At 43.0% G+C, this 21,769-nt stretch carries 22 protein-coding genes; 10 read left to right on the top strand and 12 right to left on the bottom strand.

Annotated elements, in window-relative coordinates; genetic code table 11:
• Positions 1 to 8: 8 nt before the first annotated feature.
• The 8 genes from O8C65_14610 (at position 9) to O8C65_14575 (ending at position 6,091) form a co-directional block, all read left to right on the top strand.
• Positions 9 to 236 (top strand): hypothetical protein, encoded by a 228-nt coding sequence (locus O8C65_14610; protein MCZ7358150.1) that lies wholly within the window; start codon positions 9 to 11, stop codon positions 234 to 236.
• 675 nt (positions 237 to 911) lie between these two features.
• Positions 912 to 1,199: a DUF357 domain-containing protein gene (locus O8C65_14605; protein ID MCZ7358149.1), complete on the top strand. Its 288-nt coding sequence runs from the start codon at positions 912 to 914 to the stop codon at positions 1,197 to 1,199.
• Positions 1,200 to 1,213: 14 nt separating this feature from the next.
• Positions 1,214 to 1,600, top strand: a complete 387-nt coding sequence (locus O8C65_14600; GenBank protein ID MCZ7358148.1) for a DUF555 domain-containing protein — start codon at positions 1,214 to 1,216, stop codon at positions 1,598 to 1,600.
• Positions 1,597 to 2,265 (top strand): TIGR00289 family protein, encoded by a 669-nt coding sequence (locus O8C65_14595; GenBank protein MCZ7358147.1) that lies wholly within the window; start codon positions 1,597 to 1,599, stop codon positions 2,263 to 2,265. The genes O8C65_14600 and O8C65_14595 overlap by 4 nt, the downstream gene beginning before the upstream one ends.
• A 72-nt stretch (positions 2,266 to 2,337) precedes the next feature.
• Positions 2,338 to 3,789, top strand: a complete 1,452-nt coding sequence (locus O8C65_14590) for an ATP-binding protein (GenBank protein ID MCZ7358146.1) — start codon at positions 2,338 to 2,340, stop codon at positions 3,787 to 3,789.
• A 67-nt stretch (positions 3,790 to 3,856) separates the two neighbouring features.
• Positions 3,857 to 4,075: an AbrB/MazE/SpoVT family DNA-binding domain-containing protein gene (locus tag O8C65_14585; GenBank protein ID MCZ7358145.1), complete on the top strand. Its 219-nt coding sequence runs from the start codon at positions 3,857 to 3,859 to the stop codon at positions 4,073 to 4,075.
• Between the two features lie 7 nt (positions 4,076 to 4,082).
• Complete coding sequence (locus O8C65_14580; GenBank protein ID MCZ7358144.1) at positions 4,083 to 4,421, top strand: type II toxin-antitoxin system PemK/MazF family toxin; 339 nt, start codon at positions 4,083 to 4,085, stop codon at positions 4,419 to 4,421.
• Between the two features lie 341 nt (positions 4,422 to 4,762).
• Positions 4,763 to 6,091, top strand: a complete 1,329-nt coding sequence (locus O8C65_14575) for a Fic family protein (GenBank protein ID MCZ7358143.1) — start codon at positions 4,763 to 4,765, stop codon at positions 6,089 to 6,091.
• Between the two features lie 434 nt (positions 6,092 to 6,525).
• On the opposite strand, the gene O8C65_14570 is transcribed toward O8C65_14575, so the two are convergent.
• The 6 genes from O8C65_14570 to O8C65_14545 all read right to left on the bottom strand — a co-directional run bounded on the left by O8C65_14570 (position 6,526) and on the right by O8C65_14545 (position 14,287).
• Complete coding sequence (locus O8C65_14570; GenBank protein ID MCZ7358142.1) at positions 6,526 to 8,094, bottom strand: ATP-binding protein; 1,569 nt, start codon at positions 8,092 to 8,094, stop codon at positions 6,526 to 6,528.
• Entirely contained in the window at positions 8,095 to 8,607 is a 513-nt protein-coding gene (locus O8C65_14565) for a hypothetical protein (protein ID MCZ7358141.1), read from the bottom strand. It abuts the gene before it with no gap.
• 4 nt (positions 8,608 to 8,611) lie between these two features.
• Complete coding sequence (locus O8C65_14560; GenBank protein ID MCZ7358140.1) at positions 8,612 to 9,757, bottom strand: DNA double-strand break repair nuclease NurA; 1,146 nt, start codon at positions 9,755 to 9,757, stop codon at positions 8,612 to 8,614.
• Complete coding sequence (locus O8C65_14555) at positions 9,745 to 12,063, bottom strand: SMC family ATPase (GenBank protein ID MCZ7358139.1); 2,319 nt, start codon at positions 12,061 to 12,063, stop codon at positions 9,745 to 9,747. Before O8C65_14555 ends, O8C65_14560 begins: the two co-directional genes overlap by 13 nt.
• Entirely contained in the window at positions 12,063 to 13,346 is a 1,284-nt protein-coding gene (locus O8C65_14550; protein ID MCZ7358138.1) for a DNA repair exonuclease, read from the bottom strand. The genes O8C65_14555 and O8C65_14550 overlap by 1 nt, the downstream gene beginning before the upstream one ends.
• 92 nt (positions 13,347 to 13,438) lie before the next feature.
• Positions 13,439 to 14,287 (bottom strand): BRO family protein, encoded by an 849-nt coding sequence (locus O8C65_14545; protein MCZ7358137.1) that lies wholly within the window; start codon positions 14,285 to 14,287, stop codon positions 13,439 to 13,441.
• Positions 14,288 to 14,855: 568 nt separating this feature from the next.
• On the opposite strand from O8C65_14545, the gene O8C65_14540 reads away from it, so the two are divergent.
• The gene (locus O8C65_14540) at positions 14,856 to 15,128 is read left to right on the top strand and encodes a hypothetical protein (GenBank protein ID MCZ7358136.1); all 273 of its coding nucleotides are present in this window, start codon (positions 14,856 to 14,858) and stop codon (positions 15,126 to 15,128) included.
• Positions 15,129 to 15,328: 200 nt separating this feature from the next.
• Here O8C65_14540 and O8C65_14535 read toward each other — a convergent pair whose 3' ends face one another.
• Complete coding sequence (locus O8C65_14535; protein MCZ7358135.1) at positions 15,329 to 15,616, bottom strand: hypothetical protein; 288 nt, start codon at positions 15,614 to 15,616, stop codon at positions 15,329 to 15,331.
• An 84-nt stretch (positions 15,617 to 15,700) separates the two neighbouring features.
• On the opposite strand from O8C65_14535, the gene O8C65_14530 reads away from it, so the two are divergent.
• A complete protein-coding gene (locus O8C65_14530) occupies positions 15,701 to 15,859 on the top strand; it encodes a hypothetical protein (GenBank protein MCZ7358134.1) in 159 nt (52 codons plus the stop codon).
• 36 nt (positions 15,860 to 15,895) lie between these two features.
• Here the strand turns inward: O8C65_14530 and O8C65_14525 are convergent, their stop codons facing one another.
• The 5 genes from O8C65_14525 to O8C65_14505 form a co-directional block, all read right to left on the bottom strand.
• Positions 15,896 to 16,870: a metal-dependent hydrolase gene (locus O8C65_14525; protein ID MCZ7358133.1), complete on the bottom strand. Its 975-nt coding sequence runs from the start codon at positions 16,868 to 16,870 to the stop codon at positions 15,896 to 15,898.
• Positions 16,870 to 18,018 (bottom strand): MFS transporter, encoded by a 1,149-nt coding sequence (locus O8C65_14520; GenBank protein ID MCZ7358132.1) that lies wholly within the window; start codon positions 18,016 to 18,018, stop codon positions 16,870 to 16,872. Before O8C65_14520 ends, O8C65_14525 begins: the two co-directional genes overlap by 1 nt.
• Positions 18,019 to 18,220: 202 nt before the next feature.
• Positions 18,221 to 20,005, bottom strand: coding sequence for a hypothetical protein (locus O8C65_14515; protein MCZ7358131.1), 1,785 nt, complete (start codon positions 20,003 to 20,005; stop codon positions 18,221 to 18,223).
• A gap of 123 nt (positions 20,006 to 20,128) precedes the next feature.
• On the bottom strand, positions 20,129 to 21,010 hold the full coding sequence (locus O8C65_14510) for a hypothetical protein (GenBank protein MCZ7358130.1): 882 nt from the start codon (positions 21,008 to 21,010) through the stop codon (positions 20,129 to 20,131).
• A gap of 154 nt (positions 21,011 to 21,164) precedes the next feature.
• Complete coding sequence (locus O8C65_14505; GenBank protein ID MCZ7358129.1) at positions 21,165 to 21,719, bottom strand: hypothetical protein; 555 nt, start codon at positions 21,717 to 21,719, stop codon at positions 21,165 to 21,167.
• Positions 21,720 to 21,769: the final 50 nt, after the last annotated feature.

Raw genomic sequence — 21,769 nt, 5'->3', positions numbered from 1 at the left:
GAAATATAATGTTAGAAACAGGTCTCGGGACACTATACAGCGGGAAGATACTAGATCTGGATGATTGGGGTATTGAATTTTATTCCGACGACAAAGATTTAAACCCTGCAATTATTTCATGGAATGACATCAGAAAAATCATATTAGCCGACGAAGACAAAATCATTTCCAAAGAAAAAAACTCGGATAAGATCAAAGTGGGAGAACGTATAAAAGAAAGGGCAAAAATATTTTAGTGGATGACCGTTGGTTTTACACCAGTATTCCTCGGATGCCCTTAACACTACTTTTCTCAATAGTAATTATGGAATTGTGTAGCTATAAAAAATATTATGGTACATAGCCATCTTCTGACAAAGCATTTGAATAAAGTTATTGAAATAGAGACCGGACGTGGCAGTATATATAAAGGAAAAATGACGGACATTGATGATTGGTGCGTACATTTTATACCCCGGGACAGAAAATTGAAACCCGCTATTATTTTATTGGATGACATAAGAAAGGTAATATTGGTGTGAGAGCAAAAGATCTGCATGAAAAAGAAGTCAGTTCCTGATAAATCTTAGCTCCTTTTATAAATCTCTCATTCAGGGAAAAGTCTTGTTGTAACAATGAAGTAATTCTATCAAAGAAGGATCCGGGTATAAACAGTGCCATTCAATTCCATGCATTTGAAGATTAAAGCTAATTCTGGTGTTAATTTGGGTATAATTCTGGAAAAATACTATTATATGATAAAAGAAAATAGCGTTTGTAGAGGATTAATAACTCTTATAAGATTCACTTCCTATCCTATCCAAAAATCTTGTAATCCTCTACCTATTCTATTAACATTTCTGCCGCCGTGAATTCCTCTGTAAATCTTTCTACAACAACCTTTACATATCTTGCCACTATACTACGAAGAAATGGGACAACCTGCTGTTCTTGAAGAGAAAGTTAAAAGATATGAGAGCATGCTACGCAAAGCGCTTTCGGCTGTGGAATTGGCTCCACAGGAACATTCTCATTTGAGAAAAGTTTCGGATGATTTTATAAACATGGCAAATTCGTATTATGAAGACGGCAAGTTTTTCATTGAAGGCGGGGACCTTGTTAATGCCCTGGCCTGTTTCAGTTATGGCCATGCCTGGCTGGATGCGGGCGTGAAACTCGGTGTTTTTAAAGTGAGCGATGAGAGTCTATTTACGATCTAAGAGAGGAATACCAAATGACCAATTATATTGTTACACTTGAAGCCGCCTGGCTTGTGAAGAGTGTGGAAAGTGTTGAAGATGCGATGAATATCGCGATCTCCGAGGTTGGAAAGCAGCTAAATCCTGATCTTAACTTCGTGGAGATCGAGGTCGGTGCAACAAGCTGTCCTGCTTGCGGTGAGGCATTTGACAGCGTTTTCATGGCCGCTGGTACTGCGCTTGTTGGAATCCTGCTTGAGATGAAGGTCTATGACGCCGAGAGCGAAGAACACGCTGCGAGAATAGCAAAATCCACTATAGGCAAGGCATTGAAAAGCACCCCGCTTGATGTTGTGGATGTGGAAGAGTTCGAGGGTGGGAAAGAGAAGAAAGAAAAGAAGAAGCGTACAGAAGAAAAATGAGGCTGGCTGGGCTTATTTCAGGTGGCAAGGACTCGTCCTTTGCAATATTAAGGGCTCTGCAGGAAGGTCATGAGGTCACAGACCTTGTTACAATAGTGCCTGCGAATGAAGACTCATACATGTTCCATTCCGCGAACATCCATCTTACAGGGCTGATTTCGCAGGCATGCGGTATCCCTCTTACATCAATGATGTCTTCTGGTGAGAAAGAAAAAGAACTCGATGACCTGAAAAAAGCCCTGGGCAATGTAAAGGTTGAAGGTGTTGTGGTCGGAGCGATCGAATCGGAATACCAGGCCTCACGGGTAAGGCGCATTTGCGAGGAACTTGGATTGAAAATGTACGCCCCCCTGTGGCATAAGGAGCCGGAGGGTTTACTGCGTGAAATGATAAAGTGCATGGATATCAGGATGGTCAAGGTCGCTGCTGCCGGCATGGACGAATCATGGCTCGGGCGGCGCTTTGATGAGAAGATGGTCGAGGACCTGAAGACGCTTCACAGGAAATACAGGGTGCACATCGCCGGGGAGGGAGGCGAATATGAAACGCTAGTGCTCGATGCGCCTTATTATGAGAAGAGGCTTAACATGATTGAAACAAGAAATATTTGGATGGGAGACTATGGCGTGATGAAGGTGATGCGGGCGGAGCTGGCTATAAAATAACATAATTTAAATTATGATAATTCATATTATGTTAATCGAAAGTCTTATTACCCCGTAAATTAATTATTCACTGTGAAATATAGATTTGTTGACCGTGAAAAGGAATTGGGATTCCTTAGAGCGAAATATTCCTCCGGGTCATCCGAATTAATAATAATATACGGCAGGAGGCGGGTGGGTAAAACCGAATTGATCAAGGAATCAATGGCAGGCAGCCCGTTAAATGCGCTCTATTTACTTGGAGAACTCCAGAAGGAGAACCAGCTTTCGGCTATCTATTCAACTGTTGCCGGAATTTCGCTGGGAGATGAGTTCCTCAAGAACAATCCTTTCAATACATGGCAGGCATTCTTTGACTACCTCACAAAATCCATTGAAAAAAATGGGATGGTGCTGGTTTTAGATGAACTTCCTTACATCCATAAGACAAATCCAAATTTTATATCGATACTTCAGTATTTTTGGGATGAAAAATGGAAGAAAATGAACCTGAAGCTCATCCTGTGCGGCTCGAGCATTTCGATGATGCAGAAAATAACGCTTTCCTACGCAAGCCCGATATATGGAAGGCGCACAGGACAGATAGACCTTCAACCGCTTAATTATCTTGATTTCAGGGGACTTTTCGATGATTGGGATGAAGAAAGCATACTGGGCGCCTATGCAGCATTGGGGGGCATACCGCGCTACGCGGAGGAGTTCGACCGCAGCAAAACCTTGCATGAGAATGTAATGAAGGCGTTCCTTGATAAGGACGCGTTTCTTTACAAAGAGGCAAAGTTCCTGCTGATGGAGGAGCTTAAGGATTTTGCCAATTATTTTTCTATCCTCAAGGCCGTGGCTCTGGGGAAAAGCACGTTCAACGAAATTTCTAATTTTTCCGGCGTATCCACAAGCAAACTTTTTGTGTACCTCTCAAAACTGATAGAATTGAATGTAATCAGGAGAGACATACCGGTAACGTTATCAAAAGAAAAATCCACACGCGTTGGTAATTACACGTTAAAGGATTATTTCTTCAGGTTCTGGTTCAGATACATTTACCCGAACTCTTCCCTCATCGAGATAGGAAGACCTGATATCGTTCTTGAAATGATAAACAGGGATTTCAATGAATACCTGGACTCGATCTTTGAGGATGTTTCAATTGAACTTTTGCAAAGTCTATCCCTGAACGGAGAACTACCGCTTTTAACGAAATGGGGAAAATGGTGGCGCATGGACGATGAAATAGATATCGTTGCTACAAATGAGGCCACAGGAGATATCCTGTTCTGCGAATGCGAGTGGCAGGAGAAAGAGAGTGATATAAGGATCATGGAGGAACTATTGGAAAAGTCTGAAAGAGTTGAATGGGGTGATGAAAAACGGAAGAACCATTATGCTGTGGTGATAAGAAGAGGATTCACGGAAGAGGCGAAAAGGTTTGCCGAAGAGAAAAAAATCCGCTTATTTTCATTGAATGATCTGACTCTTGCATCGACCAAAAGCAAAGAAAAGAGATTTACAGTAATGCCTACATAGCAAGATACGCAAGACATGGGGTTGAAGCCCGAAAAGCTTATTATCTTAGAATTCTAACATCTAAGATATGAGTGATTTAGTGAAGATATCCTCAAAAGGACTGTTGACACTTCCCAAGTCCATTCGAGAACAATTGAATATTAATGTAGGCGATTATCTTGATGTTACTATTGAAGCTGGCAAGGTTATACTTCAAAAAGTCGATATAATCCCAAAAAAAATAGACTGGGAGAACGAAGATAAGGTTTGGAAGGAATACACTGCCAGAAGATTGGCTAAGGAATAATTTAAAAATGATGCTAAAACAGGGAAGCATTGTACTTGTTGATTTTTCTTATAGTAACTTAAAGGAAACTAAGTTCAGACCTGCATTGGTAATCAGCAATTTTGAATATAATGAAAACTCCATGGACGTTTTGGTGATGAGGGTAACATCAAGATCCAGAGAAGACGGGTGGAACGTGGAAATAGAGAGAAAGGACCTGGAAGAAGGGGCACTTGATATCGACCCGAGTTATGTAAAAGTGGACTCCATCTTTACGGTTGAAAAAAAGATCATAAGAAAAGTAGTTGCACAGTTAAATGATGAAAAAATTGAGGAAATAAAGGGGCAATTTTTTAAACTATTTTAGTTAGTTGCATCATAAAAGGCGACTTCCGGTTCGCCTGTGTTCAGGATCGCGGCTGCCGGGGCACTTCGCGGAGAGTCGCACTTTCCGTTTTCTCTATTTTATTCAGGTTAATTTATGTATCCCATTAAAGCTACACATTTATCACTATTTAAATATTAATCTCAGGCGCAGATATGCTCCCAGGCAATCGTATTTTGAAAGGATAAGCGTTTTCGGCATTTTGGGACGATGAGAGTTACAAGAGAGGAACCGGGAGAGAAACAGGTTTACATGAATAAGCTTAATTACTATTAATTACTAATATTAACTAAATTAGTAATTAATAGTAATTGAAATGATTTATGAAAATTCCAGAAAGCCCTCCAAAGATATCACATAATGAGATCGGTAATGCACTCAAATATTTAAAAAATGATCCCTATGATCGATTAATTAAAGAAGCTATTAACAAATATTTGTACTGGTCTGAATTTAAATATAAAGCTGGATTTGATGCGATAGGACCTGAAGTATTATGGGCATTTATTAAAATAAATAGAAATTTAAGTGCTGAAAAAATTAAAATAAGTGACATAACAGGATTTGAATTCAAATATAATCTGACAACTTATATTCAACAAAAATTACATGAATTTGATCTCAATCTTGGGGGAAGACTCGGTTCAGAAGAGATAATTCCCAGCAGTGATAAGAATCGATATTTAATCAGTTCAATTATGGAGGAGGCAATTGCTTCAAGTCAATTGGAGGGAGCGGCTACAACAAGAAAAGAAGCCAAGAAGATGTTAAGACAGGAAAGGAAGCCAAAAAACAAATCTGAACAAATGATACTGAATAATTATAACACTATAAAAAAACTGAACGAATTAAAAGGTGAAAAACTTACAAAGGAATTAATTTTAGAAATTCACTCTTCTATTACAAAAGATACTTTAAATGATCCAGGCATGGAAGGACAATTTAGAAAATCAAATGATATTGTTGTTGTAAGTTCAAGTGGAGAAGTTGTTTATATCCCGCCAGTTTTTGAACATATTGAAGAAATAATGAGGGATTTTTGTATTTTTGCCAATGGATCAAATGAAAAAAGATTTTTTCATCCAATTATCCGGGCTACGATTTTACACTTCCTGATCGGTTATATACATCCATTTACTGATGGAAATGGGAGAACTGCAAGAGCGATTTTTTATTGGTATTTACTTAAAGAGGGCTATTGGCTGATTGAATATATGTCCATTTCCAGAATGATCGTAAAATCGCGGGCACAATATGCGAGATCTTATTTATATTCGGAACTTGATGAAAATGATTTAACTTATTTTATTAATTACCAATTAAAAACAATGGGTCTGGCATTTGATAGCTTAAAAGAATATATAAGTAGAAAAATCATGGAAAAACGAGAATTATACGATCTCAAAAAAATCAAAGGCATTAATGACAGGCAAATATTTATATTAAAATTATTGTCCGATGAACCAGAGTTTACATTTACAATAAAAGAGATCCAGAACAGGTTTAACACGGCTTATCAAACAGCCAGGACAGATATAATAAGCCTGGAAAAGTATGGGCTTATTAAAGAGAATATTATTGGAAAGAAGAAATTAATGTATTATCGTTCTGAAAATTTTGATGCAATACTATCTAAATTGATCAAGGAATGACCAGGAATAGTATATCGATCACCTCCTGCGACTTCCGGTTCGCCTGTGCTCAGGATCGCGGCTGCCGGGGAATTGCGCACTTCGCGGAGATGCACGGTGGGATTTGGAGCATGTGGTGAAGGGGCTGAGGTTTGCATTTTTAGGGGGGGTTTGTTACGGGTGTGGGCTGTTGTTTGGCTTTTTCTCGTCTATTTTAAGGCACACGTTACGACCTTGAATTAAAATTTGATAGGTATCTAGACACTAATGCTTGAGGATTTGGTCATGGAAGCTGCTTGACTTTTTTTGCGGCGCGCCGCACAGAATTAGGGTGAAGTCGTATTAAAGCTATTATTAATCACAAACCCCGGACTTAAGGTCACAAGGCCTATATCAACTGCTTTTAAAAATATCCCGCACAATCCCTCCCTTCCACCCACATCCATCCCCCAATCTCACACCCCAATATCCATCTCCTCATCCGCTCTGACTTCCGGCACCTCATGCTTCTCCTCATACTCCCTCTGCGCCGCCCACAGCGAGGGAGCATCCTTGCTCCTCCCTTTGACATCGCTCGTTAGCCTCTTCCTTATCCTCACTAGGGTCGGCGTATTTATCGCCACTCCTGAGATTATTGCCTGGCCTTTCGCAAGGGAAGGTAACTCCGAGATTAAATCCCTGCTTGCCGATTCGATGCTCTGGGCAATCTGCTGCTGGTCGGTGGGGTTGATTATCCGCATCGTGATCTGGGTCATACACTGCGAGAGCGAATCAGCATCCAGTTTGCTCGGCCGCTGGGAGACGAGGCAAACACCAATGCCGAACTTCCTTCCCTCAGAAAGTATGGTCTTCAGGACGCTCTTTGATTTTGCCTCCCCGCTGTGAGGCGCGAACCTGTGCGCCTCTTCTATGACCACGAAGACAGGATACGGAAGGAACTTATCCACATGTGTCTCATTATACCGATTGTTCTCAGTGCCCTCCCGCGCATCGAATAATCTGCGAAGCATCACAGAGGCGATCATCTGCTGGAAGGTCTCTTCGATGCCAGAAACATCCATGATCGTAAGCTGTCCCACTTTGAAATATTCAGCAAGCGGAATGGTCTGGAAGTCGTCGAATATGCTGGCGTAAAGCTTCCCGAACCTCCATAGGATGCCTTCGATCGTGGGCTCGTTGTTCGAGTCGCGCAACGCTTCTATCTCCTGCTTCAATTCATTACGCGTGAACTTTTTCTTGCTGCTGTTCTTCAAGTTGTGATATGCGGACCGAAAAAGCGTCTTCATCTTATCCGACATGGTGCCGTCGTCCATTATGCTGATGAAATCGCTGACCAGGAGGTCACTGATACGGATTTTTATATTATCCGGTTTAACGATCCTGACCTTCGGACGATATGAAACGGTGATGAATTCGGCCATGTTCTGGACTTCACCAAGCGAAGAATATTCTCCATGGGGGTCGAATATCAGCACTGGCGCCATGTTGCAGGGTTTCAGCAGTTCTTCAACGAGAACCCCGACAGTATATGATTTACCCGCTCCGGTGGAAGCGATGATTGACACGTGCTGGCTCACGATATCCCGGACCGATAACACTATTCCTGTTTCCGCGCCCAGAACATTTCCTATAAATGCTGATCCTGTTGTCCCTTTCTGTACTTTGCTTATATCATTCAGTACTTCCCTGCCGGCACGTTCTATTTTCACACCGATTGCTGGATTTGTCCTTGGATTTACGAACTCGCCCATTTCATCATCGAAATGACCGATAACGGATGCCGCATAGGAAAAGTACTTGAAGTCCTCCGGGTCAAGGCCATAAAATTCCGATATATCATCCGCTGAAAGCTCCATATCCATAAGGAACTCCTGCGGGTACTGGTTGAGGGGCTCGGCGCATTTCACCCTGCACAATATCTTTTTTGCTGCCTCATCATAACAAACGAACATCCCTGCGGGCAGCCGCTCCTTTGATATAAATGTGAACCCCTCTTCATTCGAATTGTTGACCGTCCCGAGCATTTAATCCCTCTCTATATGTTTCTTAACAAGCCTCATCATTGCGCTGCATTCAGGATACTGCTCCTCCACCTGCTCCGCAATGCAGAGAAGGATCCTTTTATCAAGCATCTCCCTGCTGGTATGGAAATATGAGGCGCTGGGTTTGCCGTTGTTGGTATGGAATGCCCTGAGTTCATCAGGACTTAAGATCTCAAGTTTATCCCTTATATCAGGCGGCGAGTCTATATCATATTTCACAATCCCATTACGTATTACTCCAAGTCCGTGAACGATATAGTAGCTGTTGCTGAAATCCTCATTAAAAGGAGCATATTTTGGCTGCATGTCCGGCTCGATATAAGGAATAAGCTCCTCGCGAATAGTGTGCGAGATGTTTTTTATCACACCCACAATGATCCCGTCCTCCTTTTCTATTTTAACAAGCCTGCCTATGTGTTCTTTTTTAGCATCAGGCGGGATTTTTACAAGATATGTATTTGCATTTTCCACCCTGATTATGTCTCCTAATACCATCGTATCACCTGTTCATCATCTTATGAAAATGTTTTGCGCTCTTATTGATCTTGATCCCGTGCACCCTGCAAAAATTCTCAAGCATTCCATAGAATAGGTCATGCTCGCTCATCCGTATCAGCGCAGCTTCATGCGCGCGCATAAGGATATCGGGATAATTGCCGCGGATAACGCATTCGGCACGGATAATATCCGCAATTTTGTCAACTAAACCATCACGATAGACCCAGGCAGGAAATTCCACGCGCGCGGGAAGACCGTTGCTGACTCTCATATAAAAGAAGCCTATCTCATCCCTGTGCCTGCCGTAGTTGTCAAGTACCGATTTTGCTTCATCTCCTCTCCTGTCATCCCTGTCGCAGAGAAAAGCAGCCGTCCTCTCTCCCCATAATAGGTGCGAAAAAAGATGTGTGTCGGAGAGCTTGCTTTTTTTTAGTCCAAAAAGGAAATGCATCATAAGGGTGATATCGCGCGGCATCGTAGTGTCGATGAATCCCATAACAGGGGAGCGCGTGCTTTCCGAGGCTTCAAGCAGTTTCGTGATCGATCTGACATATATCTCCCTTATATTCCGGTTCAGGACATTGATATGGGAAAGGATAAGTGCGCCGTCCAGCAGGATGCAGGGTTTATCGTGTTTCATGAGACGTATGATGCTATCGCATTCCGATGCGAACCTGCGCGCATCGACGTATTCACTGCCGAATGAATATACGCTTGCGGCTTCGAATTCATCGGGCGTGATGATATCGGCCTCTATTTCTTCCTTGTAGTCACTTTTTGAAGTGTGCCTGTTCAAAATGCGCGAGGTTTGTATGACAGCCATGGGTATCTCGTAGTTCTTGTCAGAATATATCTGGCTTCCATCCACTCCTCCTACTGCAATCCCTGAAAGCACGGTATCCACCCAATCAATGGCATCATGCCTGTTTTTCCAGTTGAAAGGAAAAATCCTGATGAGTTTTCCTGGTTCAAGGGGCTTAGCCCCGCAATAAGGAGGCAGGCCTTCATTGATCGAAAGGTCAAGGACCATCAGCTTATTTAGTTCAGTTCTATATTCTTCTGATAGTGCAGATCGCTCGATGTCATACGATTTTATCGCAGAAAGCCTGGTGTCGAACTGGTCTGAGATGCTTTTCAAGTCGAGCATGACACAACCCGGCTTTCGCCATCTATTTTTTCAATTTTCACAACGTGCGAGTATTTCTCGTTGAAAGTATCGTCATGCGAAATAACAAAGATCTGCTTGAAGCCCCTGATGTTCATTATCTGCTCAGAGAGATTCTCTCTCCGTATCTCATCCATGTTCTGAGTTGGCTCGTCAAGGAATACAAAATCTGAATTTGAAAGCATCTTCAGGAGCGCAAGACGCACCGCAAGCGCTGCCCCCATCTTCTCGCCACCGCTTAGCTGCTGGAAATTCTTATCCTCACCGCTATCCCTCAATCTAATCCCGTAATCGTTACCCCAGTGCAATTCCTGTGAGAAGTCGTCCATGATTGCACAGTAAAGGCTGTTTGCCTCTTCACTTATCTCCCCGATGAGCTCAAGAACTATATGCTGTCCGGAATCGCGAAGCGTCTCGCGGACAAACTTCGCGTATTCCCTGAATCGCTTCTCATTCTCAAGCCTGGATTCAAGTTCTGCGATGCCAGTAAGATACTTTTCAATTTCAAGAATTTCTTTATTCAGCTTCTGCAACTGCCCATCTTTCTCTCTGATCTCAACTTGATAACCCCTTACCTTTGTTCCGAGCTCTTCATGCAAACGCTGTATACGCACAAGTTCCTCTTCGCTAAAGCCATTACATAATTCGTTATTCCGTTTCCCCAGACCCTTGAGTCTATCTTCAAAATCTGAAATTACATTATGCAGCCTCTCGCACTCTTTTTTGTGTTCCATGAACCTTGCAGCGGAAGACTGGTTCTGCAGGTATTTCTGGTAAAAGGGCTCAAGCTCCTTTATCTGGTTTTTTGCTGCTGACATATCGCTATCAAGGGTCCCATATTTTTCCAATTCTGTCTTAAGTGCATTCGCAGCATTCTCTTTTTCAGGTATTATTCCTATCTCTTTGCTCAATTTTGCAGCATCCTCTGTTCCCCGTCTGATAAGCATGTCAAGACCATTCACCTTACTGCGGGGATCTCCGAGAGCCTTTAACTGTGATTCCAGGACTTTGAGGGAATTCACAGCAGATTTAAGGTTCATTTCAGCCTCTTCAAGCTGCTCTCTGAAATAAGAAGAAAAATCCTTTACAGAACTGCATTTTATCCCCTTTATGACAGGACAGATGTTCTCAGAACCTGCCAGGACCATCCTGCTTTTTATATCATTGATTTCTTTAACAGCTATGGCGCGCTCCTGATTTGTTCCCTCGATTTTTCTTTCAAGTTCGATCTGGTCATTAATAAGGGGCAGAAGGGCGTTCTTTTCCGCAGTTTTTTTCTCGACTTCTTTCCCCAACAGATCCATGCGAGATTTCTTTTCGTTAAGCAGAGATAGATCTTTTTGAATTTCATTAAATTTATTTAAATGAACATCTCGCTCTCTGCGCATATTATCGAGTCCGTCCAGTTTCTTCCTGACTTCCTCATACTTTTCTTTCATTTCAAGAAGGCCGGATAATAACTTCTGCGCTTCTTCAGATTTACCTAATTCCTCTTTGGCCGTCTTGAATTGCTGTTTTAGTCCTTCTAATTTTGCAGCCATCTGGGTTATCTCATTCTTAAGACTCTCAAGGATTTCTTTCTGTTTTTTCAGCGCTTCAAGTGTATTTTTTGAGGTGGTAAATTTCTCGCTGCAATCTTTCAGAAAACTTTTTAGAACGCCTATGTTTTCTTTCAGATTGTCCCTCTCTGTCTTCTTTTGCCCATAGTTCTCGGTCCTGATCCGCAGTCCACTGATCTCATTTTCAATATGATTGATGCCCTCTTCGATCAATGCCATCGTTTCTCTCAGGTTATCATACGCTTTCCTGTACTCCTCCACTTTAAGTATCTCGTCAAATGTTTTCTGACGTTTTGCCGGTGATTCCATAAAGGCGGCCGTGAACATGCCCTGCGGTACTCCGACGGCGTTTTCAAAAATACCGGGTAGCTCTTCGTGGTTTGAAAGCGGGAACAGGTTATTCACTATCCAGGTGAGCACGTCTTTTTTCCCCGTAATATTCGTATTCGGTCCTCTTACGCTGTATTCGCTGCCGAGTTTCCTTGTGAGCGTGAATGTTTCACCTTTTGCCAGCACTTCCACAGAAACATAAGCCTGGCTCTCTCCGCGCCGTCTGAACTCCTTTTCGCTGTACGGGAGGTAATCGAACAGAACGTATCCTATCGCTTCCAGGAGCGTTGTCTTCCCATGCCCATTCTGGCCGCAAATGCCGTTTATGCCTTCCCCGAACTCGATAGTCCCATGGCGGTATGATTTAATATTTTTCAATTCTACCGATCTGATAAGCATTAAGCATCCCCTATACGCGAGAGAAGGGTCTGCTGCGGTATTTCCGCCTTACCTTCATTTTCTTTTCCTCTGCTTTTTATTATTTCAAATCCCCATCTCAGTTCTTTCTGGATGGCAGCCGGCTCGATACCTGCAGAGACCAACTTCTTTACTTCGACCATGTTCTTCACTATTTCATCAATATTGTCCCTATACCTGCTGTCAAGTTTTACCCTGTCTGAAAAGACGCGATGCTCAATCTGCTCTCGCGTGAGACCGCGCACATCCCCTGGATTGAGGGTGTAAGGGGAGTTGCTTTTATTGATCCTTATTTCAGACCAGAGCGGTTTGAACTGTTCTGAAAGCATGTCCTTTATTCGCTCAAGGTTGACATCAGACTTCGGAAAACCCATATCGCCATAAAGCAGAAGTTCTATCAGTGACCCCTGCTGGAGCGTCCGCTCGGTTTCAAGTTTTTCCCCTATTTTGGAATAAAGCTCATCAGGCGATGCGATGCCACTCATGTCGAGCTTGATTCGCCTGACAGAACGGGTCATGGGAGTAATCAGTTTCGCGCCGCTATCCCTGACATGATAGAAGCCCTTGGGCAGATCGTATTCGTTCATGGATATCATTTCCACGCTGCCGGGATTGAAAACCCAGCCATCGAATTCGTAGTTCATGTGATAATGTCCAAGGGCAAGGTAATTTACCGCGTCTTTCAGGGGCAAAAGAGACGTATAAGGGATCTCGCCTGCAGCCTCCTGCTTTGCCTGTCCTTCCATGCCAAAGTGCATCATAAGTATTGTGAATTTTTCACCGCGCGCTGTCGTTATTTGTTTTATCTCTTCTGCCATCTTGGGGATTACGGAGACTGTGCTTGAGCCAAGGTATTTTACACCAAAGATGCGTGCATTATCCAGCTCAACAAAATCCCCCATGTATTTAAGGCCCTCAGCCTCTTTCAACCTTATGAGCCTTAACAGACCCTGGGAATTCAGTATCTCAAGCCAGCTCTTCCCATCCTGGTGGAAAGCGAGGTCGTGGTTCCCTTCTATGGCATAGACCTGTGTGGATGGGCTCTTTGCTTTGAGTTCAGAGAGAACTTTATAAGCTTGCTCATAGGTGGGTGCGTTTATGTTTCTTTTATGGAAAAGGTCGCCAGAAATGAGTATGAAATCTGCTTTGTGGTCGATTGCGTACTGAATGACCGTTCTGAAGGCGCGGGCATAGTCCTGGAAACGCTCGAGGAGACCATATTGTGCATACCCCAGATGAAAATCACTTGCATGGATGAAGTTCATGGATTGTTAAAAGGTCGTTATGGTTAAAAATTGTTGTGGGAGATGGACGGAAGAGAGGATTTTGTTATGATGATTTCTGATATCATAAGTCATTATTTCAACTTCTGATTTTCTTTTTTCCCTGTGATACATAGAAAATTCTCAGAACTTACCACTTTTCTCCCTGTTTTCATCTCAAGCTCTTTCCTTGCATTCCCTGCGATCTTCCCGCCCTCTTCTGAAGAGTCAAGGCACTCTTCAAATCCTTTGGAGTCCCTGGATCTGGTGATTTCTGTTGTTGATTTCTCTCCAAGCATGGAGAAAATCAATTCCAGGTCAGTCATGTGGTCTCTCAGGTTCTGGTTTTTATTCGCGGGGTCCAGGTTTTTTATTTTTCTATGTTCCTTGATCGATTTTCCGAAAGTTGCTTTGGAAATCTCATTTGTGAGGATCGCAAAATCTCTTTTTTCAGCAACCCCTCTTTCTTCCCATTCATCAGTAAGCTCTTGCCTGATGGCTATCCCCCGTAGCCTTTTTTCTATCCAGTCTTCTGGATATCCTTTGAGTTCATAATACTCTTTCGCCCTGTCCTGCGCCAGTTCGGGATTTTCTATTTCCTGTATCCTTTCGTATCCTACTTTTGCCAGCCATCGTTTGAACGGCTCTGCTTTTTTTGAGGGGATAGACTGGATTATCCTGAACATGGATTCAGTGTTTGCGCAATCAGTTTCGTATTTCTTACCGTCAGATGATTGTATTTTCAGTTGTCGACAAATTGTCGATAACTCGATTCCGCTTGACTCCAATTCTCTTTTTTTCAGCCTGTACCAGTAGTCTTTTGCATCAACGCTGTCTGTCAAAGCTCCAACGATATCAACCACTGAGAAATACCACTGGTTATCGTGCCATGTTCGTCTTATTTTAGCTCCCTCGAAAACTACCAGCGCTTCTTTTGAATCCATGTTATTTCCCTTTGTTAAAGTTCATGGATAGTAAAGAGGGCGTAAGGGTTAAAAAGGGTTAGGAGAGCGGAGTGAAAGTGAGGAAAGTTCTGAGCCATAAAAAGATACCACTATCTTATCCAAAACGCTAATAATGGTAAACAAAGATAAAGAACTGGATATTATCTATGGATATGTTTGAAATACTAGAGAAATTTGGGATAGGATCGGAGTCTGTGGGTCGCATTAAGTTAGGTCGGGTGTCGTGGGAAAGATGTCGACGATTACCATCATATCTATAATTGCTATAGGAGCGATTGCTTGGGAATTAAATTGGTGGCCCGTAACTGCTGGATTAGGGATTCTCATTTTTATTATTTTCATAATATCAGTGCGAAACATCTCTTTCAATTGCACGAGTGAGGCCCGATGTTGCTCTTCTTGAAGGGGCAGAGTTCCTTTTATATCATCAGAAAATTTAACTTGCTGCTAAAAACCTGCCAAAACCTCCAAAGATAGTAGAACTTCAAACTGACCCTCGTCATGCGCTTGAACCTCCAGAAAAGGAACTTGAAACGGAGGAAACATCGTGAGTGCTCAATTTCTCCATATAAGTTTTAACTTCAATAGTGATATTGACCAAAAAGCTCTTAAGAAAAAATTCGATAAGGCATTGGATTGGATTCAATATCTTCCAAATTGTTGGATAGTTAAAACAAGCAGAGGGGCACAAAAATGGTATGAGCGTCTAAAACCCTTACTTGGGCCTAAGGATCATATTTTTATATGTAAACTTGATCTTTCCGAACGACAGGGTTGGCTTCCTAAATGGATTTGGGAATGGATTCAAAAAAATGATTAGCTAGCTGTGCATGAGAGATATTATCAATGTATAAAAAAATAAGTTTTTCTGCCAATATCCCATTGCATTTACAATTATTGCTAGCCAGCTTCTCCACTCCAATAGAATGTCAGCCCCTCCTACCTAGCGCGCCGACGGAGGCGGGTGGCGCGGCTGGCGGCTACACGGGGGTTTGCACAGGCGCCGCAGATTTATAATTTTTATAATATACTTCTGCGCTTTGCGTTCTTTGCGCCCTTTGCGGTGGATTCATCAGCAGCGAACTGATATGAACTTTTTTGCTGATTCTTCTTATTCTGCTCCTGTAATTTCTCTTGCAGCCACAATTTAAGAGAGTTTCCAGTGATACGCTGCGCCGCCTTCGAATACCTGAAACTTTGCATCCTTCGTTTCAGAAAGTTATTAAAGTTTGAAGTCTCTGTTACTATTGTAAAAGGACTAGTAAAAATGTCGACATCAACGATAGCTAATGAACATCCCGCAGACATATTAAAGAGATAAAGTATTGGTCTAAAAAGGAAAGAACAGATACGCCTGCTAAAAGTGGAAGCTGGACCTGGGACGGTTGAACGATGATTGATCTGGAAACATTGAAAAAGGAAAAAGAGGAAAATTTCAAGGAAAGATTGGAATTCATCGACATGTACGTTGAGTGGCTAAAGAAAACACCAAATAAGATCTGGTCAAAACAACATAAAGACTTTATCGATAGTGCGTATCAAAAATCCTGAAATTGCATTCTATTCGCACGGTTTCTTCTTCCCTTTTCATAATATCGTTGCTTTTCCATCTTCCACTTTTACCCTGAGAGGAGCATTTATCCTCATGAAAAATGCAGCAGGGGCTCCCCGTATCATTGCCCTCTGTAACGGATCATAGTAATCAATGTACCATACGCCGTTGCTTGATGTAGCATTGATTGCCACTGCATAGGCTCTCCACTTGAACATGTATACCTGCGGCAGTTTCCCTGCAACATCTAGAGCACCCTCCAGATTTTCCCCGCCCGAAATTACGCTCATTCGCAAAAAGGTCTGATTGTAATTTGATGTTCCCGCAAACCCGTTGTATTCATATATTCTTATCCTATCCCCATCTTGCCCGATCACGTACCATTCAAAAATGCTCACGGTGGGATATGCTCTCAGGTTTTCACCCTGGAAGAACTTCTCAGCACTGGTTTTTTCGGCAATGCGAAGTCCTCCAAGGATGGCGAATACCACCAGGAAAAGAGCCAGGAATTTAGTTATTGTATGCTTCTGTACAGGTCTTTTGTATAGGATTATCAGGACTATCAGGCTTAATATTGTGAGATAAGTATCCGTATAGAAAAACACCTCGGCAGAATATCTTGCAGCATCAAAGGGATAAAAAAAGGGAACCCCTCTTGTGGTCGAAAAATCCAGGAAAAGATGGATTATCACTCCTGCATAGGCGAACATCACGGTGCGGAACGTGACCACTGGTTCAAAATCAATGTACCTCTGGACTCTGGTTTTCACCGTATTGCGGGACGCGAGATAAAGAACAGTAAGGCCTGCAAAAAACCCAAAGAATAGGGAATGTGTAATGCCCCGGTGGGTGATCAGAAATGAAGTGGGATAGAGATAGTTGATCAACAGGAGAAAAATATCAATATCAGGAGCTATCCCGCCGAGGACAAAGGCGATAATCTCTTCTTTCCTTCGTTTGGTGAAATTCCCCAGCAGATACGGAAGCAGTGCGTGAGAGAAAAGATCCATTACATCCCTTTCTTATCCTTCATTGCTATAAACCATATCGCTGCTGCAAACACTATCAACCCACCCAGCAGGTACATTGCCATAAAACCAAAATATTGGAGCACAACTCCCAGCACGATTGAACCCAACCCGATCCCAAGATCGAAGGCCGCTGTGAAAGTTCCCATAGCCGCGCCACGCGTCCTGTCGCTCACCCTATCGACCAGAAGTGCCATTATTGTGGGATGAACGAGACCGAAACCCAGCCCGTATAAAAAGGCTGCGGCAATGAATAATGAGAAGGAGTTCGCGATCGAGAGGACAAAAAGCCCGAGGGTGATTATGAGCATTCCGGGCACGATCACGGCCTTCCTCCCCCGGCTGTCCGAAAGCTTGCCAGCAAGTGCCCTGACCAAGACCAAAGTGACTGCGAATACAGTGAAAAATATTCCCGGATTCCCCATACCCTTTTCCTGGGCTAAAAGAGATAGAAAAGATACGATCGAACCGTAGGTCAGCGTAACGCTGAACATCAATGCCGATGGGAAAAGCGCCTCTTTGCTGAAAAGGGACGTTTTCGGATGCACTGCGCCTGTTTCAGTTATGGGCAAAACCAGTAATAGAGATACGAGCGCTATCAATGCGCTTACATCAAAGAGCCTCGGGAAATCAGGAACCCCTGAAGCATACAACAACCAGAAACTCAATGCCGGGCCTATTGCCATGGCGACGTTGGATGACATGCCGTAGATGCCCATGGCCTCCCCCCTCCGGCTCGGCGGTGCGATGTCCGCTATCAGAGTGCTTGCGGCCGTAGTTGCAGCGCCCCAGCCGATGCCGTGGAAAACCCTCAGAAGCAGCAATGCAGTGACACTTGTGGTATAGTTGTAGAGAAGCATGGACAAAAGGAACACCAGCGAGCCTGCCAGAAGCATGTTCTTCCTGCCTCGCCTGTCCACCTCGCGACCCATGAACGGGCGCAAGAGCACGGCTGAGATAGTAAACACGCCGATGATGAGGCCTATCTGGGATTCCGTTCCGCCGAGTTGCAATATATAGATAGGCAGTGTGACCAATAGAAAATAAAAGCTTGTGAATATGGCAACCGTTGAAAAGCTGGTCAGCAAAAAGTTCCTTGTGAGAAGTGTTTCGTTTTTCGTAGGTTCCATAATGTGAACATCTTTAATGGGGATTAGGCACATAAAATTATTCTGGTTAGGCAAATATCTATTATGAGCAAACCTGAGCCTTCAGATGAAGGTAATAGTTATAATTCCATTTCATAGGTTCAAACGAAGCGTGAATATTGAACTATGAACAATGGTGCAAACAAGAAAGTTGTATTACTTGTAACAAAATGAGCTCATTTCTTTAGGATAAGAGGCCATATACTGCTACTCCACCAGAAAAGCTTGCCATGTAAACCTTGCCGTTCGCGATAGTGGGGGGACAGAATTTCGCTGCCTCGCCAATATCGTCACGAGGATTCATCTCGCTATTCCACAGTTCATTTTGTAGATTTGAGGCATCGAAGGCATGGAGTACATTCAGCTCGGATACCCACAAGATCCCGGTTCCAGGAATGCTGCCGTTGGCTGATATTGACATCCATCCACCCGATACAGAGGTAATGTTACTCTCAGAAACCGGAGTGGTAGGCTGGAAAACGCCTGCAGCGAATCTATAAGCTTTCACGTGAGCAGCTGAGGGTGATACATAGACCAGGGAACCATTGGGGCTATCCCAATAAACAGGCCCTCCAAAAAGCTCGTGGTTATCCTGCGGATCTGACTTCGTGATAACCGAAAAAGGAGGTTGAACTATCTGACTATCATTGTTGGGATTGAAGTGCCCCATATTATTCCTGTCTATCAGGAAGAGCTTTGCTTCTTTTCCGCCGCCTACCAGCAGGTCAGTACCCGGGATCAATAATGCTCCTCCAGAACCAAAATCCAAATCGTTCTCATTGAGTTCGGTATTATTGTGAGGAGAGAACCAGTCAACTAACTTCAATTCTGGCGTGAGCTTCACGATACTGTCCCCCAGATCACTTGGCATGGGATTAGAAAAGCCATTAAAATCGCCATTACCGGTAATGAAATAAATATTGCCTGAACTATCTGCAGCCGGCCCCTGCCCGCCCTGCCAGATAGACCCCAATCCTGGAAGTTGTGGTCCGATCGGCACATCGTCCGGTGTTGTAACGTAAACAGCGGTCTGATTCAGTGTATTAGCGGAATATGACATCACCCAGCCGTGGGATGGCGTTACATCATCATATGATGAAAAGGCTATGTATATCATGCCATTGGATAATAGCAGGGCTGAACGCTGGAGCTGTCTGTGACTGGTGAAGTTTAAAATTCCGTCCATACTACCATCTCCATTTCCAGGATAAATTGCACTTATCTTAACAGGTCCGCCCAATTTCTCTGCTCCAGTACTGATATCCAGTGCATGAAGCCAATGAGAATATGAGCCAGCATCAGAACTGTTTGGATCTTTATTGGATGAAACGACATATATGGTGTTATTTTCCGGGGAGATGTACGGGGTGCTGACGATGCCTACCTCTCCTGTAATATCCACATACCCCTCCTGTGGACCTATGTTTGGATCCGGGAGAGGTATAGAGGGCCCCAGAGAGGCCATCCAGAGCGGGAGAGTGGCGTTCGGGTCATCAGCATCAAAGGCATAAACAGTGTTGTGCATTGTGGCTATGTATATTACATTGTGAATGCCCTGGTTGGGTATATTCACATTGCATAGATACAGAGGTTGAGCGTAGATCTGGCCATCCACCTGGAGTGTGTACAATTTGCCAAACTGGGCCGGATTCACGTTAGAAGTGTTCAAGATGACCTCGTTCAGATTTGCACCTGAGCGATTGTTGTCATTGTGCTGAGTTACAAGGGGGGTTTCGCCGGCTTCTGCGCATATATTTTGCTGCGTCTGCAATTTATTTATTGGATTTAGCTGGTCAGGAGTTGATGATTCTAAAAGAGATCCAGTTGTTGTGTTTTTCGCTGCTGATGTTGGAGGAAGCTCTTTTGATTGATTTATTATCGCATAGGATACCAAAGCGATAAGACTGATTAATATGATTGCGGATAATGCAATTATGTCATTTTTGTTCAGGTTTCTTCTGCCACTCATAGATCCCTCTTCATCGGAGGCATGATTTAATTGAAGTGTCCACTAACGTAAGCTTCGGATTGCATTATTGTCAGTTCGTCGAATGATTCCATGCTAACATTACCCTAAAAATGCCAATTTGAATCATTCCTTTCCTAAAGAGGAAAAACTGTGGGCATCTCTCCATATTTTTCTTCCTTTCTTTTTCAAGATTCTATCTCCAATAAGTGTGCAAACCACCGGTAGTGGTGAAAATGCATACAAAATAGAACCAAACAAATACATGAATTTGCGTGAATTTCTTACCCTGGATATTCTGGCAGACATGGGGCAATCTACATCATTGAAATTCAGGATGGTTTTTGACGATTCATATGCTACCCGGGCACTATAATTGACGAATTCAAACAGAGGTGCTACTTTTCCACCATAAATCGTCTGCTTATTTTTTATGCTGGCCCGCAGATCTTCATGAGAATATCCATCAAATAAAGTATAACCATTTCCTATCATGTTACTTGCATGCGCATCACTTCCGCCAAGCTTCGCATTCCCGTTACAATTTTCAAGGGCGATAGCGTTTGAATACCCGTCCCTGTGTAATGCATTGAATACTTCTATTCCATCTAATCTCAACGTGTTCATTTTTTTGCCTATGCACGAACAATGTGCGCTAAAAGGATGCGGAGCAATGGCCATCCCATCCTGACTATGTATCTGTTCTATCGTTTCTTCCGCACTTAAGCCCGGATTTATTTGCTCTTGAAGGAATAATCCCAGTATTTCACCATCGATAGAAGAGATTTCTTCACCAATTACCACCAGTTCTTTATTATACTTCCGAGCTTGAACTGCGCCTTTGATCGTGTTGTGATCAGTTATGCAGAGAACATTGAGCCCAAGTTTTTCGGCGACCTTGATGGATGTCCTGGGAGTGGTCACACTGTCCGGGTATGATAAAAACGAATATTCAGAAAAACCTGAATACATGGTGTGAGTATGAATATCGCTGACTCCGATTTGCAATTTTGCCTCTACTTCTATTATTAACCTTTATTGTATAAAACTTATACTAAACTATTTTGAGTTTTGTGCATCATATCCTTTTTTTAAACCGCTTCGGTCCTTTCTCTATGATTCGGAAAATAAATCAATCATTCGCTGGGATGTCTTTTTACCATTATCTAAGTGCCATTGGCGAAGTCATAAACACCCTGTAATCTGTGCCGTTCATGGTCAGAGTACCCGTTATGAGCGATTCACCTTCGTATTTTAACGTTGACAGCGAGATGTTTCCTACTGAAGTCGGAGTGAAGCTTGTCTGGTTGGTACCATGCGTGAGCAGTGTCAACACATCTCCCGTAAGAGACTGGTTATCATAACCTGTTATGTTGAGAGCATATACCTTACCTGCAAATCTGAGATGCGCCCTGGTCATGGTCGCTATTTTCGCATCGTTTATTTCTTTTTCGATCTCTCCCGGGCTTTTTTTATTCGAAAGCAGGGAATGGATAAAACCATGGGATACGTTAATCGTTTTTATAGCATTCACATCCAAAATGTGATAGTCGTTTCCGTTCAGCGCAAATCCGTGCCCAATGAGTATGGGCTCAATGAATGGTCTTACATGCCCCTTTTCCTTACCCATGGGCCGGGCAAACACTGCCAATGCAATTATCACTGAAACCAGAATTACAGCTGTAAAGAATATTGCTGTTTTTTTAGTCAGTTTCATTTTATTCTCCTTGATTCAACTTGGACTGAACGATATTTAATATTGATGCT

This window comes from Candidatus Methanoperedens sp. (assembly GCA_027460535.1).
Lineage (GTDB): Archaea > Halobacteriota > Methanosarcinia > Methanosarcinales > Methanoperedenaceae > Methanoperedens.
This window is presented reverse-complemented; position numbering and strand designations above follow the sequence as displayed.